11 protein-coding genes are annotated in these 14,774 nt (G+C 60.9%); 9 read left to right on the top strand and 2 right to left on the bottom strand.

Annotated elements, in window-relative coordinates:
- The first annotated feature begins 155 nt into the window (after positions 1-155).
- Complete coding sequence (locus F4Y00_09940) at positions 156-2,474, top strand: DNA topoisomerase IV subunit A (GenBank protein ID MYE05276.1); 2,319 nt, start codon at positions 156-158, stop codon at positions 2,472-2,474.
- Positions 2,471-4,411 carry a type IIA DNA topoisomerase subunit B gene (locus tag F4Y00_09935; protein MYE05275.1) on the top strand — a complete coding sequence of 647 codons (1,941 nt, stop codon included), beginning with the start codon at positions 2,471-2,473 and terminating at the stop codon, positions 4,409-4,411. The genes F4Y00_09940 and F4Y00_09935 overlap by 4 nt, the downstream gene beginning before the upstream one ends.
- 13 nt (positions 4,412-4,424) lie before the next feature.
- Here the strand turns inward: F4Y00_09935 and F4Y00_09930 are convergent, their stop codons facing one another.
- Complete coding sequence (locus tag F4Y00_09930) at positions 4,425-5,288, bottom strand: 2-hydroxyhepta-2,4-diene-1,7-dioate isomerase (protein ID MYE05274.1); 864 nt, start codon at positions 5,286-5,288, stop codon at positions 4,425-4,427.
- Between the two features lie 216 nt (positions 5,289-5,504).
- Here F4Y00_09930 and F4Y00_09925 point away from each other — a divergent pair, with 216 nt between their 5' ends.
- From F4Y00_09925 to F4Y00_09895, 7 genes are all read left to right on the top strand, one after another.
- Positions 5,505-6,818, top strand: coding sequence for a Gfo/Idh/MocA family oxidoreductase (locus F4Y00_09925; protein MYE05273.1), 1,314 nt, complete (start codon positions 5,505-5,507; stop codon positions 6,816-6,818).
- A gap of 50 nt (positions 6,819-6,868) precedes the next feature.
- Entirely contained in the window at positions 6,869-7,381 is a 513-nt protein-coding gene (locus F4Y00_09920; protein MYE05272.1) for a DM13 domain-containing protein, read from the top strand.
- 53 nt (positions 7,382-7,434) lie between these two features.
- Positions 7,435-8,412, top strand: a complete 978-nt coding sequence (locus tag F4Y00_09915; protein ID MYE05271.1) for a TIM barrel protein — start codon at positions 7,435-7,437, stop codon at positions 8,410-8,412.
- A gap of 145 nt (positions 8,413-8,557) precedes the next feature.
- Positions 8,558-9,328 (top strand): esterase family protein, encoded by a 771-nt coding sequence (locus F4Y00_09910; GenBank protein ID MYE05270.1) that lies wholly within the window; start codon positions 8,558-8,560, stop codon positions 9,326-9,328.
- A gap of 107 nt (positions 9,329-9,435) precedes the next feature.
- Positions 9,436-10,995: a sulfatase gene (locus F4Y00_09905; GenBank protein MYE05269.1), complete on the top strand. Its 1,560-nt coding sequence runs from the start codon at positions 9,436-9,438 to the stop codon at positions 10,993-10,995.
- 169 nt (positions 10,996-11,164) lie between these two features.
- A complete protein-coding gene (locus F4Y00_09900) occupies positions 11,165-12,088 on the top strand; it encodes an SMP-30/gluconolactonase/LRE family protein (GenBank protein MYE05268.1) in 924 nt (307 codons plus the stop codon).
- A gap of 100 nt (positions 12,089-12,188) precedes the next feature.
- Entirely contained in the window at positions 12,189-12,983 is a 795-nt protein-coding gene (locus F4Y00_09895) for an NIPSNAP family containing protein (protein MYE05267.1), read from the top strand.
- A gap of 52 nt (positions 12,984-13,035) precedes the next feature.
- Here the strand turns inward: F4Y00_09895 and F4Y00_09890 are convergent, their stop codons facing one another.
- Positions 13,036-14,754 (bottom strand): S8 family serine peptidase, encoded by a 1,719-nt coding sequence (locus F4Y00_09890; protein MYE05266.1) that lies wholly within the window; start codon positions 14,752-14,754, stop codon positions 13,036-13,038.
- Positions 14,755-14,774: the final 20 nt, after the last annotated feature.

Here is a 14,774-nt window from a genome sequence, read left to right as displayed (position 1 = left end):
GACGCCCGCAATATTTTATCATTTTATATCCGTTATTGTGCCGGGTGTCTCTGCTCCGGGAATCCACCCGGCATGTTTCTTTCCTTCCATACACCCCCTGAACCCTTCCTGAACCCCGCCCCGCACCTCTCCAGCGCCCTGTAAAGCATTCCCCAATGCCTATCGTCGAAACCATATCCCTGCAGGAAACGACCCGGGAGCGCTATCTGAGCTACGCGCTCTCCGTCATCATGAGCCGCGCCCTGCCGGATATCCGCGACGGCCTCAAACCCGTGCAGCGGCGCATCCTCTATGCCATGTACGCGAACCTGCGGCTTACCCCCGACGCCCGGTACCGCAAGAGCGCTGCGGTGGTGGGCGAAGTGATGGGCAAGTACCATCCCCACGGCGACACGGCCATTTACGACGCCATGGTGCGGATGGCCCAGGATTTCTCCCTGCGCGATCCGCTGGTGGACGGGCACGGAAATTTCGGCTCCATTGACGGGGACAACCCCGCCGCCATGCGCTATACCGAAGTCAAGCTGCGTGCGCTGGCTGTGGAGATGCTGGAGGAGATCCGGCAGGACACCGTGGATTTCCGTCCCAATTTCGACGGCAGCTACGACGAGCCCGTGGTGCTCCCGTCGCGTGTCCCGAATCTCCTCGTCAACGGGGCGGACGGGATCGCGGTGGGCATGGCCACGAAAATCCCCCCGCATAACCTGCGGGAAGTAGCGGATGCACTGGTTTATCTGATCGACCATCCGGAAGCGTCTGTCGAGGAACTGGCGCAGCATGTGCCGGGGCCGGATTTCCCCACCGCCGGACGTATTCTGAATACGCCCGCCGAGTTACTGGCGATACACCGGAACGGGGAGGGGGCTGTGGAATTGCGCGGCGACTACGGCATGGAAGGGAAGAGCCGGATCGTGATCACCTCCGTTCCCTACATGGTCAACAAGGCGGCGCTTGTGGAGAAAATCGCCGAGCATATCGTCAACGAGCGGGTGCCGCAGCTCTCCGATGTACGCGACGAATCGACGGAAGACATCCGCGTGGTGCTGGAGCTTCGGCGGGGCGCCGATCCGGAAGCGGCCATCGCGTACCTGCTCCGCCACACCGACCTGCAAAAGCGTTACCACGTCGATATGACGTGTCTCGTGCCCACGGAGAACCCGCTGGTCCCCGCTCCGAAGAAGGTCAATCTCGCCGAGGCGCTACGGGCCTTTCTGGCCTTCCGCCTGGAGGTGGTGGTGCGCCGCCTCCGCTACGCGCTCGAGCGGCTCGAACGGCGCATTCACATCCTGCGCGGTTTCGAGAAACTGTTCGACGCCCTCGACGAAGCCATCCGGCTTATCCGTTCGTCTGCAGACCGGAAGGATGCGGCCGGGCGACTCATGCACCGGTTCGATCTCGATGAGGAACAGGCCGACGCCATCCTCGAAATCAAACTCTACAGACTGGCCCGGATGGAAATCGAGGAAATCCTCCGGGAACTGGAAGACAAACTGGCGCGCGCCGCGGACGTGCGCGCCATCCTCGAATCCGAGGACAAGCAGTGGGGGCTCGTGCGCGCCGAAATCCAGGCGACGGCCGATGCATTCGGGACGGACCGCAAGACGCACATTGCGGGCCCGGACAAGGCCGTCGAATACGCTGCCGAGGATTATATCGTCGCCGAGGACTGCTACGCCATCGTAACGCGGGACGGATGGATCAAGCGGCAGCGTACGTACACGGACATCGACAGCATCCGTGTCCGGGAAGGCGACAGCGTGGGGTGGATATTGCCCGCCTCAACCCGCGGCTCGGTGGGTTTCTTCACCAATTTCGGGCGGTGTTATTCGCTCCGCGCGGACACGTTGCCGAACACGACCGGGTACGGAGATCCTGTCCAGAAATTCTTCGATTTCTCGGATAAGGAGCACGTTGTCGGGGTCATTTCGTTCGACGAGCGGGCGCTTCCCAGGCCGATCGCCGTGCCGGACCCGGATCCGGAACTGTTTCCGAAGAACGGGCATGCCGCCGCCCAAACGGATCCGCTTCTCGTGGCGATCACCGTCAGCGGGCAGGCCGTGCGTCTGCCGATGGACAGTTTTGCGGAGCCCTCGACCCGAAAAGGCCGGACGTACGCCAAATTGGAAAACGGGGACGAAGTGGTCGGCGCCGAACCGGCGGCGGGGGACGAAAACGTCTGCATGGCGTCCAGGGCCGGGTATGTGCTGATTTTTCCCGTGTCCCAGATTCCGGTGTTCAAAAGCGCAGCGAAAGGAGTTATCGCCATGCGTCTCGGCGCGGACGATCATGTGCTCGGCTGCACGCTTTCCAGCGCGGCCCGCGACGGCCTGAAGATCGAAACGAGCCGGGGGCGCATCGAGACGGTGCGCACCACCAAATTCGAAGTTTCCCGGCGCGGCAACAAGGGCAAAGCCATCATGAAGCGGGGGCATGTGGCCCGCATCGTTCCCGAACCGGTGGAGATACGGGTATGAGGCAAGTGCGGACATATACAGGTGCCGATATCCAGGTCCTCGAGGGGCTGGACCCGGTGCGCAAGCGGCCCGGAATGTACGTGGGCGGCACGGGCACGGCGGGCCTGCATCATTTGCTGTGGGAAATCGTGGACAACGCAGTGGACGAGGCCACCAACGGCTACGCATCCCACATCGAGGTGACGCTCCACGAGGACGGGCGCAGCGTTACCGTGTCGGACAACGGGCGGGGCATCCCGGTAGACACGCATCCCTCGAAAAACATCTCCGCCCTCGAGCTCATCATGACGACCCTGCATGCGGGCGGCAAGTTCGACCAGACGAATTACATCGCGTCCGGGGGGCTCCACGGCGTAGGCGCCTCGGTCGTGAATGCCCTGTCGGAGGAAATGACCGTGACGGTCCGTCGCGACGGCGCGGTCTGGGAGCAGCGCTACGCGCGCGGCGCCCCGCTTTGCGCGGTACACAAGGTGCGGGAAAACGGCAGGGGAACCGGCACATCGATCCATTTTCGACCCGATCCGGACATTTTCGAATCCGTGGCGTTCGACGCCGAGGCCATCGGCCAAAGCCTTGAAGTAAAGACGTACCTGAACGCCGCGCTGTGCATCGTATTCAGGAACGGAATTACCGGCGTTCGCCGCGAATACCGCCACGAGGGGGGGATTTCGGAATTTCTGACCGAACGGGTGAAAGGATTGGGCGAGCGGTCCGTGCATGAGGAACAGTTTCTGGTACGCCAGCAAGGCATGACGGACGGCGCCCGCGTGGAGGTGGCGCTGCAGTGGACGGAGGCGCCCCGCGAGCATGTCCGCTCCTTCGTCAACGGCATTCCCACCGGGGAAGGAGGCACCCATGAGCAGGGCTTCCGCGATGCGGTGCGCAGCGCCGTGCGCGCCTACATGGAAACGCACGACCTGCTGCCCAAGAACCTCGACATTTCGGCGGACGATATCCGGGAGGGGCTCGTTGCGATCCTGAATCTGTTCATGATCGAACCGCAGTTTCAGGGGCAGACCAAGGAAAAACTGAACAACCCCGGCGCCCGCTCGGTCGTTGCCGGGGCCATGCGCCTCGAACTGGAGCGCTTTCTGAATGCGCACCCCACGACGGGGGAGGCCATTGCCGCGCGGGTCATACAGTCCGCGAAGGCCCGTCACGCCTCGCGCACCGCCGCCCGCGATGTCCGCCGCAAGACAAGCATCAGCCACCGGCTCAATCTGCCCGGCAAACTGGCGGACTGCGCCTCGACGGATCCGTCCAGAAGCGAATTGTTCATTGTGGAGGGGGACTCCGCCGGGGGATCGGCCAAGCAGGGGAGGGACCGCGCCTTTCAGGCCGTGCTGCCGCTGCGCGGCAAGGTGCTCAATGCGGAGCAGCACGCGGCGAACAAGGTGCGGGAAAACAAGGAACTCTCGAACGTGGTCAAGGCGCTGGGCTGCGGCATGGGGGATGAGATCGATCTGGACCGCCTCCGGTATCACAAGGTCATCCTGCTCATGGACGCGGATTCCGACGGGCACCACATCGCTACGTTGCTCCTGACGTTTTTCTACCGGTACATGCGGCCGCTCATCACGGAGGGGTTCGCGTACATCGCGCAGCCCCCGCTGTACAGGCTGGATGCAGGCAAGGACACCTGGTGGGCGCTTGACGAGGCGGATAAGGATCGCATCCTGCGCGAGATCGAGCGGAAAGAGAAAGGCCGCCGCAACGTCATGGTGCAGCGCTTCAAGGGGCTCGGGGAGATGATGCCCGCCACGCTCCGGGAAACGACTCTGGACCCCGGGAAACGTATGCTTTTGCAGGTGCGCATTAACGAGGAGGAGCGCCTGGGCACCGAGCGCACGATCTCGGACCTCATGGGCAAGGACGCCTCCGCGCGGTTCCGTTTCATCATGAACCACGCCGCGGATGCGGACGCGCTGGATGTCTGACGAGTAGCGCGGCCTATGCCGCGTCCTGTACGACGTAATTCTCCAGTGCTCCGATGGAGTCGATAGCGATCCGGATGCGATCCCCCGATGTCAGGGTGAAATCGTCGGGCGGCACGATGCCGGTGCCGGTAAGCAGGAAACAACCGTCCGGGAAGGAATTGTCGAGAAGCAGCCAGGAAACCAGTTCCTCGATGGATCGCCGCAGTTTCCCGAGCGTCGTGGCGCCCTCGAAGGCGACGGCGCCGCTGCGTTCCACGACCAGCCGGATCGACGTATCCGGCCCGGGCGGCTCCTCGGAAACGAGAATGCACGGTCCCAGTCCGCAGCACTGGTCGTACACCTTCGCCTGTGGCAGGTACAGCGGGTTCTCTCCCTCGATGTCTCGTGCGCTCATGTCGTTGCCAATGGCGTATCCGAACGCCTTCCCCGCTGCATTGACGGCCACGGCCAGTTCCGGCTCCGGTACGCTCCAGCGGGTATCCCGGCGGATCCGCACGGCCTGGCAGGGGCCCGCCACCCGGTGCGGCGTCGCCTTGAAGAAAATCTCAGGGCGCGCTGCGGTGTACACCCGGTCATAGGCGTCGGCGGTCTCTTCGGATTCCGCCATGCGGGCGGTCCTGCTGCGCCAGTAGGTTACCCCGGCGGCCCAGACTTCCTGATGCCCGATGGGGGCGAGGAGGTCATCCGGGCGAGGCGGTTCGGTTTCCAGAGCATTGCGCGTGTACTGCGTGAGCCGCTCGCCCAGCGCAGGATCGTTGAAGAGGTCATCCCAGCCGGCATCCCGGATAGAAAAGAAGCGTCCGTTTGCTTCGACAAGCGGGCCGTCCGTACACAGATATAACCTGATAATTCCTTCCTGGGCAACAGGTTCAGTCATTTTACTAAAGTTTTTTATAAGGTTTTATAAAATATGAATGAGGCATGGGGGCCGTCGCCTGCGTACGACCGGCAATACGAACCGGGTGGAAAAAGGCTCCCTGTTGCCCTAAGGCATGCTCTGTGTCGTTCGCTTGTTACCGCCTGAAACCGTATTATCGAAATCGCTCAGGGAGTTTTTACAACGTAAGGATATATTCACAATCACACGACGACTATGGACAGGCGGCATTTTCTGGCGGCTGCATCGACCATTGCCATTCTTCCCCGGCATGTGCTCGGCGGACCGGGTATTGTTCCCCCCAGCGACAAGCTCAACCTTGCCGGGATCGGTGCGGGCGGCATGGGCGGCAACTATTTGCAAAATCTGAGCAGCGAAAACATCGTAGCCCTGGCCGATGTGGACGACAAGCGCGCGGCGCCGACCTACGAGCGTTTTCCGAACGCCCGCCGCTACAGGGATTTCCGCCGCCTGCTCGACAAGGAAGCGAATCACATCGACGGAGTGGTCATCGGTACACCGGACCATACCCATGCCGTCGCCGCGCTTCCCTCGTTTGCTCTGGGCAAGCACGTATACTGCGCAAAACCTCTGGCGAGAACCATTCGCGAAGTGCGCCTCATGACGGAAGCCGCCCGAAAGGCGGGCGTCGCCACTCAGATGAGCACGCAGCAGAATGCGCACGACGATCACCGCAAGATCGCCGAGATGATATGGGACGGCGCCATTGGCCCGGTCCGCGAAGTACATATCTGGGATAACCGCCCGATCTGGCCGCAAGGGGTGGATCGTCCTGCCGAAACGCCGCCGGTTCCCGACACGCTGGACTGGGACCTGTGGCTCGGACCGGCTCCCGTGCGTCCCTATCACCCGGCGTACGTGCCGTTCACCTGGCGCGGCTGGCAGGATTTCGGGACGGGCGCCCTCGGGGACATGGGATGTCACCACTTCGATCCTGTGTTTCGCGCCCTGCATCTTACGGCTCCGGAGACGGTGCATGCCAGTTCTACAGACGTGAACGGGGAAACCTGGCCACATGCCTCTATCGTGCATTACCGATTCCCTGCGCGGGGCGATATGCCTCCCGTTCGCCTTGTCTGGTACGACGGAGGATTGAAACCTGCGCGTCCGGACGGCCTTGGCGACCACGAACCGATGGGCGTGCCCGATCCCGGCGGCGCCTATTTCGTCGGGGACAAGGGGATTCTGCTCACCGACGGAACAGGGCATAACCCGCGGCTGCTTTCCGTTTCCGGCATGACGGATGTCGAGTACGAGATGCCCGAGCCGGCGCTCCCGCGTTCGATCGGCCATTACCAGGAATGGATCGAAGCCTGCAAGGGAGGTCCGCAGGCCGGCGCCCATTTCGACTACGGCGGCCCCATCACGGAAGCCGTGCTGCTCGGTAACATCGCTATCCTGTCTCCCGGCAAGACATTGCGCTGGGACGCCGCAGAGATGCGGATCACGAACGACAAGGAAGCGAATATTCTCCTTGATCGGACGTACAGGGAAGGATGGGCGTTGTAGTCATGTTCCGTATCTTTGCTTCCATAAACGAAACATAAGAGGCATTCGCTATGCGGCATTTATTCAGGAAGCGCCCGGGTACACTGTTTTGGATATGTATGGCCAATGCTTTGGTCATCATCCTGATTGTTATCTGGGTTCTTCGTGGCGATGCTGTGAATGCTGTGAACATGGAACAGGCCGCTTCCGTTGTTTCGGAGTCGGCAGCGGATATCATTGCCTCCGGATCGTTTACGGACAAGGGCGGTCAGGAGACCAGCGGGGCGTACCGGATCGAGGATACCGGCGAGGGGCTCCGCCTCGTGCTGTCGGAAGCGTTCCGGACGGACTGGGGCCCGGACCTGCATGTGGTGCTTACGCCCACCGGCACGCCCGAAGCCGACAACGATAATGTGATGGTGACGGGCGCCCATGTCGTGGATGAATTGCAGTCGAGATCAGGCGCTCAGACCTATGAACTGGAAGCGGACCTCGATCTCAGCCCGTTCCGATCCGTTATCATTCATTGTATCCGATTTACCCACTTGTACGGTGCGGCGCCCCTTGCGCTGGAGGAGAGCTGAAATCTTGCGTTGTCTCCATGCACCGCCATTCTGCCACCTGATCCCCCGAACCCATGATCGATCGTCGTTCTTTTTTCAGCCTGCTGGGCGCCGGCGCCGCCGGCTTGTACGTAACAGGATGCTCCCCAACCCCTGAAGATGCCCCTGTGGAAACGACACTCATAGAGCGCGTGGGCCTTGGCCTGTTTTCCATTCCTCATCTTCTGGAGGAGGATTTTGAGGGAACGATGCGTCTTTTGGCCGACATAGGCTACAAGGAAATAGAAGTCTACGGGCCGTACCCGTTCAGCGTGCCCGCCGCGCATGAAATGTGGGCGGGAATCACGCCGCAACTGGGATTCAGCACCAGCGGCTATTACGGCATGGAGCCGGAGGCCCTGCGAAGTCTGCTCGATGAGGTCGGTATCTCCGTGCCGTCGCTGCATGTCGATCTGGGTACACTGCGCGAACGGATCGACGAAACGGGCGAAGCAGTTCAGATGCTCGGCGCCGGCTATGCCGGGATTGCGGCAATCCCGGAAGAGGAGCGCACCACGCTGGATGATTACCGCCGCCTTGCAGACGAATTCAACGAAATCGGGCGGCGCGGCGTCGAACGCGGATTCCGGTTCCTGTACCACAACCACGGTTACGGATTGACGGAGATGGAAGGGTCTATCCCGATGAATGTCATGCTGGAGCGCATCGACCCGTCCGTCGTGTCTCTTGAAATGGACATCTACTGGACCGTGGCCGGTGGGGCCGATCCCATCGAGTACCTGCAGAACTGGCCCGATCATTACCGCCTCTTGCATATCAAGGACATGACCGAACTCGTGCGCTTCGAGGGCAACGGGGACAATCCGCAGGAGTGGATGGAACTCTTTCCGTTCATGGCTTCGGTAGGCGCGGGCGTGCTGGACATTTCCGCTATTGTCGCCGAGGCGAGCGCTGCCGGCGTCGAGCACTTCTATGTCGAGCGGGATCTGGCCCCCGACCCCGTGGATATGCTGCAAACCAGCTACGACTATCTGTCCTCAATCAAAGGCTAATCCCCCTTTTACCATGCTTTTTCCTGTAAAACGATACGCTGTCCACGCGGCATTATATTGCGTGACGGCGCTTATGTCGGCGGCGTTTTCCCTGCCTGTTTTTTCCCAGGGGGTCGAACGAGGCACAGTCTACGACAACCTGTCCATGCACAGCGATATTCTCGGCGGCGAGCGGAAGTATGCTGTGTATCTGCCGCCGGATTACCACATTTCCGAGCGAAGCTATCCCGTACTGTATCTCCTGCACGGAGCCGGAGACGACCAGACCGGCTGGATACAGTTCGGCGAGGTGCGGCATATCGCCGATCATGCGATTTCGAAGGGGAAAGCGACCCCTATGGTCATTATCATGCCGGATGCCTTTACAGGCCGCCTGGGCTACTTCAACACGGCCGACGGGGACTGGCAGTACGAAGATTTCTTCTTCGAGGAGCTGATGCCGCATGTGGAATCGACGTACCGGATCAGAACAGAGAAGCAATACCGCGCCGTAGCGGGTCTTTCGATGGGGGGCGGGGGCAGCTTCATGTATGCTTTGCACCGCCCCGATCTGTTTTCCTCGGCAGCGCCGCTCAGCGCGTATGTGGGGCCGTCCTCCGTGGAGGAATTCAATCGTTTTAGAGATCCCCAGGCAGCGGCGCTGTCCGACGAGGAGATCATGGCCTGGATAGCCCGGCACAATGCCGTCGAACTGGTCAAAACGCTTCCCGCAGAGGATATCGGGAGCGTACGCTGGTACATCGACTGCGGGGACGACGATTTTCTCTACGAGGGGAATTCGCTGATTCACATCGAGATGAGCCGCCGGGAGATTCCCCACGAATTCCGGATCCGGGATGGAGGCCATTCGTGGTCGTATTGGAGAGAATCGCTTCCGGAAGTGCTGGGTTTCGTGTCCCAGGCCTTTCACCGGTAAAGCTTCCGGTATGCGCCGTTTCTGAACAGTGCTGCTGTCTTTCTCCAAAGTAAGTCAGTCCTGAAACCGTTTGGCCCGAAACTGTCCACCCCCGAAATTTTTCTGCCATGACATTATTGTTTAAATACCCCTCTAAAACTGCTTGTGCGGCAACACTTTTAACCATCCTGTTCGCTGCCGGAAGGACATTCGCTGCCGGAACAGGAGGGCCGGGAGATATCGACCGGGACGGGCACGCCTCCGCGCAGCCGGACCGCCCGAATATCCTCTGGATCGTGGGTGAGAATATGGCGCTCGATCTGGGGATCTACGGGATGGAGAATGTGGCTACGCCGAACCTGGACGGTCTGGCGCGCGAAGGGCTGCGTTTCACGAACGTATACTCGACTTCGCCGGTATGCGCGCCGAGCCGCTCCGCGTTCATGACCGGTATGTACCAGACCACGATCGACACGCACCATATGCGGTCGCACCGGGACGACGACTATCGTTTGCCGGACGGGGTCCGTCCGCTGACCCATCGCCTTGCGGACGTGGGGTATTACACGGCCAACATTACGCACATCGGAGACCGCGAAGTCGGCACCGGCAAGCTCGATCTGAATTTCGTGAACGAAGGTCCTCTGTACGACACCTCCGACTGGTCCAAACTGCAATCGAACCAGCCGTTCTTCGCGATGATCAACACGCCGGAGGCGGAGTACGACATTTACGATCGCAAATCCGCGGAGAAGGAGCGCGTGCCGTGGGTCGGGGAAGACTGGCATCCGCAGATCGCTACGCCTGAGAACGTCAACCCGCCCCCGTATTACCCGGATCATCCGATCGTGCGCGAGGAATGGGCCCGCTATCTCAACTCGATTTCGGGAATGGATGTACGGGTAGGGTGGATTCTTGAGGCGTTGCGGGAAGAGGGGATGGCGGACAATACCATTATCGTGTTTTTCGGGGATAACGGACGGCTTACGGCGCGGGGCATTCATTGGGTGTGGGACGTGGGCATCCATGTGCCGATGATCATCCACTGGCCGGACGGCTTTCCGGCTCCGTCTCAATACAGCCCCGGTGGCGTGTACGACGGGGTGGTCAGCCTGCTCGACCTGACGGCCACGACGCTCTGGATGGCCGGCGTGGAACGTCCCATGAGTATGCAAAGCCTGAACTTTTTCGGAAACCGTCCCGATCCGGCGCGCACGTACGCGTTCAGCGCCCGGGACCGCATCGACGAAACGGTGGCCCGCCTCAGGTCGGTGCGCGGCCCCCGCTACCACTATATCCGGAATTACTACCCCCGCGACGGTTTCCCGACGCTCAACCGGTACAAAGAGAAGTGTTTCCTGGTGAAACCCCTTATGCGCCAGTTGCATGAACAAGGCTTGCTCACCGGGGCGCCCGCCCGGATGATGGAGCCGGTGCCCTACGAGGAATTGTACGACACGCAGGCGGATCCGCACGAAATCGAAAACCTCGTGGACTCCGGGAATCCTGAGGATCAGGCGGCGCTCACCGCCATGCGGGCGGCGCTGGATGCCTGGATCGCCGATACGGGTGACCGGGGCATTTATCCCGAGCCGGAATACGTCGTGGCGCCGTTCGAGCAGGAAATGCACGACTGGTTCGGCACGCCGGATTGGTACCTCGAAGCGCAGCAGGACATGACGGAGTGATTCCGGAGCGCATGCGGTCGGATTGTCGCCTCTGTCGTATCTTTGGATCGCAGTTTTTCGCCCGGCGCGCTTCCGAATATCCGATGAACGCGCCGTCCTGCGTGTATTGCATAATTTTCCTGTCCCACACCCCTGTTTTCACCAAACCGTCGCGTTTGCGGCAAATCACATGATATTGCATAAAAATCCTGTTTTACGAGGCGCCTCTTTCGTGCTTGCCTTTATCCTGCTGACCGTGTTCTCCATCGGGTGCCAGCCGGCCGCCGAAGAGGAAATGCCTGCCGAGGAACCGCCTGGACCGGTCGTTCTCACGGAAGTATGGCTCCTCGAAGAGGGGCTTACCCATCCGGAATCGGTCATCTACGATGCGGAACGCAGCGCCTTGTACGTCTCGAATATCAGTTTTGACGGGCCGGGCTCCATAACCAGAGTGTCCGCAGACGGGACGACCGTGGACTCCATGTGGGTGACCGATCTGAATGACCCGAAGGGTATGGCGCATGGAGGGGATCGCCTGTACGTAACGGATGTGAATGCCCTCCTGGAAATCGATCTCGATTCCGGAGAGATTATGGCCGAGCATGTGGTCGAAGGGGACGAGGTCTATCTGAACGATGTGACCGTGGGCGAGGACGGCGCGGTCTACGTCTCCGATTCGCGGTACAGCAAGGTCTATGCGCTGCAGGACGGCGCTTTCGGCGTCTGGCTCGAACACGATAACGTGCTGGTGCCCAACGGCGTCCATGTGATAGGGGACGAGCTATACATTGCCGCCGCCGATTCCACGGCGGAAGAGCCGGGCGGGGCCCGGTACCTGCAAGCGATCTCGTTTGCGGATCAGCGTGTGCGCGCCCTGCATGGAACCGAGCCGGAGGGCGCGCTGGACGCGATCGAGCCGGACGGCATGGGCGGCCTGTTCGTGTCGGATTGGGGCGGCGGCAGCCTGCTGCATTTCCGCGATGGAGAAGGCTTGACCGTATTGCTCACCCCCGGGCAGGGTACCGCCGATGTGGAATTCGTGGCCGATACGCAGATGTTGTACGTGCCCGTGATGATGTCCCACCAACTCATTGCCCTGAAAGTCTCCATGTAGCCGTGGAGCGATTGCTGCGGCGCTATGCCGTCGGACGGCTGCTCCCGATTTGCAGGGCCGGTCGTTCGTACGGCAAAAAAGACACAAAACCCTTCTCAAGATGATGAACAGACGTACTTTGCTCGCTTCTGCCGCCCCGGCAGCCCTCGCGTCTCTTGCAGCGCCGCATGCCGCCCTCGGCGCCGTAACGCGCAGCACCGCTCTTTCGCCGCAGTACTACGAATTGCGCCGGTACCGCTTGCGCAACGTGTCCCAGCAGGGCGCGTTTCATGCTTTCTGGGGAGATGTGGCGGTACCCGCGCTGAACCGCCTCGGCATTGAGCCGGTAGGCGCATTCACGGTTGCGCACGGCCCGAATGGCCCTTCGGTGTATGTGCTTCTTCCGCATGCGGACCTTGCATCGGCGACGACGGTGCGCCGGCGCCTTGCAGAGGACGAGACCTACATGCAGGCCGGGGAGGGCTTTCTGAAGCGCTCCATGGCCGATCCCTCCTATGTCCGGTACGAGAGTTCGCTTTTCAAGGCGTTCGACGGCATGCCGGTGATGGAGACGCCGATCGATTCGGACGGCCGGGTCTTCGAACTGCGCGTCTACGAAAGCCAAAGCGACGAGGCCGGGATCCGCAAGATCGAGATGTTCGACAACGGCGAAATCCCGATCTTCCGCGAAGTGGGCCTGCATCCTGTCTTTTTCGGAGAAGCGCTCGTGGGCGAGTTGCTTCCGAACCTCACGTACATGCTGGTTTTCGAGAGCATGGCCGCCAGAGAGGAGGCGTGGGCGAAGTTCATTGCCCATCCGGACTGGAGGACGCTCAGCGCCGATCCGTATTACGCTGAAACCGTATCAGCCATCAGCAGCTACGTGCTTCGCCCGACGGGCTATTCCCAGGTGTAGATACGGGCCCCCGCATCCGTTGTATGCTGGGCTCCTCGCTCTTTCAGCCGGTTCACTTGACGAGAATCATGGTTTTGGCCATGATCCTGTCTTGCGTCTGCAACCGGTAGAGGTACGCTCCGCTGGGCAGATTGCCTGCCTCGAAGCGCGTGGCATGGTGGCCTGCGGGTTTCGATTCGTCGACAAGCACCGCCACTTCGTGACCGAGCAGGTTGTACACCGCAAGATGCACCTTGCCGGTCTGCGGCAACATATACCGTATGGTGGTTTCCGGATTGAACGGATTCGGATAGTTGCCCAGAAGCGCCGTTTCTGTCGGAAGTTCTACAGCAGATGAGGACAGCGGATCGGCCATGCTTTCCGCCATTTTGATTGCCTCGTCGGCGTTTACGATACCCCAGCCCAGCGAATTGTCCGGGGATTCCGATTGATGGGCCGTGCTGCGCAAAATGTCGAGGACATCCATGGGGGCAAGGTCCGGATTGACCTGCAACATTTGCGCGACGACCGCTGCTGTGAGCGGGCTGGAATACGAGGTACCGTTCCCGAACCTGCTAAACCGGTTTCCGGGACGGGCAAGATAAACGCCGACGCCCATGGCGGAAACATCCGGCTTGATACGGCCGTCGGCCGTGGGACCGAACGAACTGAACGGAGCGCGGGACGAATCGCGGCGAACGGCTCCTACCGTAATCGCAGAATCCGCATCGGCGGGTGTGGAGATATAGTACCAGCTCTTATCACCCGAATTTCCCGCGCTTGTCACCACGACCACGCCGAGCGCTGCCGCCTGATCCACGGCAATCGTCGTGATCCCTGTGTCGCCGTCGAGATCGCTCACGGTGTAGCGGTTTTGCCCCGCATTGAACGCATCGGTATAACCGAGGGAGATGTTGACCACATCCACGCCCTCGCTTTCCATCCACTCGAGACCGGCTACGAGGTTGTGCTCTTCCTGGTTCGTTTCCGTGGGTGTATACTCCGTGGCGCCTGCAAGCACTTCGGCTGCATGCGCCGGACCTATCAGTTCGCCCTCCTGGTACCCTACGGCCACGGAAGCTACCTGCATGCCATGCGTGCTGGGATCGTCCGTTTTTCCTGTGAAATTCCTTATTTCAATGAGGCGGCCGTCGCTTCTCAGAGAATCGAAAACGGGATGGTTAAATTCGTAGAACGGGGTGTCGAGAAACCCGATCCGAACCCCTTTTCCATTGATGCCCCGCTCGAGCGGGGCGATGGCGTTCATCAAGGCAAGCTGCGTTCGGGACAAGCCATAGCGATCACCCGCCGTCTTCGACACGGGCGCCGCTCCCGAAACCGGTTCAGGGAACGTCGTTTTTCGCCGGGCCAGCGGACGCACATCCCGCACAAAATCCATCTGCCGGACCCGGGCAAGCGATTCCTCCGTCAATACTGCGCTTACCGCATTCAGCCAGCGGCTTTCCACCTGAATTTCTACCCCGAGTTCTTCAAGTGCGCGGATATATGTCGGGGAGACGTTTCTGTCCAGTTCCGCGGCATACGGCTGCCCGCGGCGCGCCCGGCGCGCCAGGGCCCGCTCGCTTATTTCGACGGGGGACGTATCCGGTTTGCCGTCCAGAAAGATCCAATAGCCTGCGGGCTCCGCCATGGAATCAGTCCGATCCGATACCGCGGCGTTAGCGGAAGATTGTTTCGGTATCTGCCCTGCAACCTCCTCGGCGCCAAAGACCCCCGGGATCAGGAGAAACAGCCACAAGGAGATGCCGGCGGGCTTGCCAAAAGGTTTCATAAGAAGATGTGTACTGAATG

Source organism: Bacteroidetes bacterium SB0662_bin_6, assembly GCA_009839485.1.
GTDB lineage: Bacteria > Bacteroidota > Rhodothermia > Rhodothermales > VXPQ01 > VXPQ01.
This window is presented reverse-complemented; position numbering and strand designations above follow the sequence as displayed.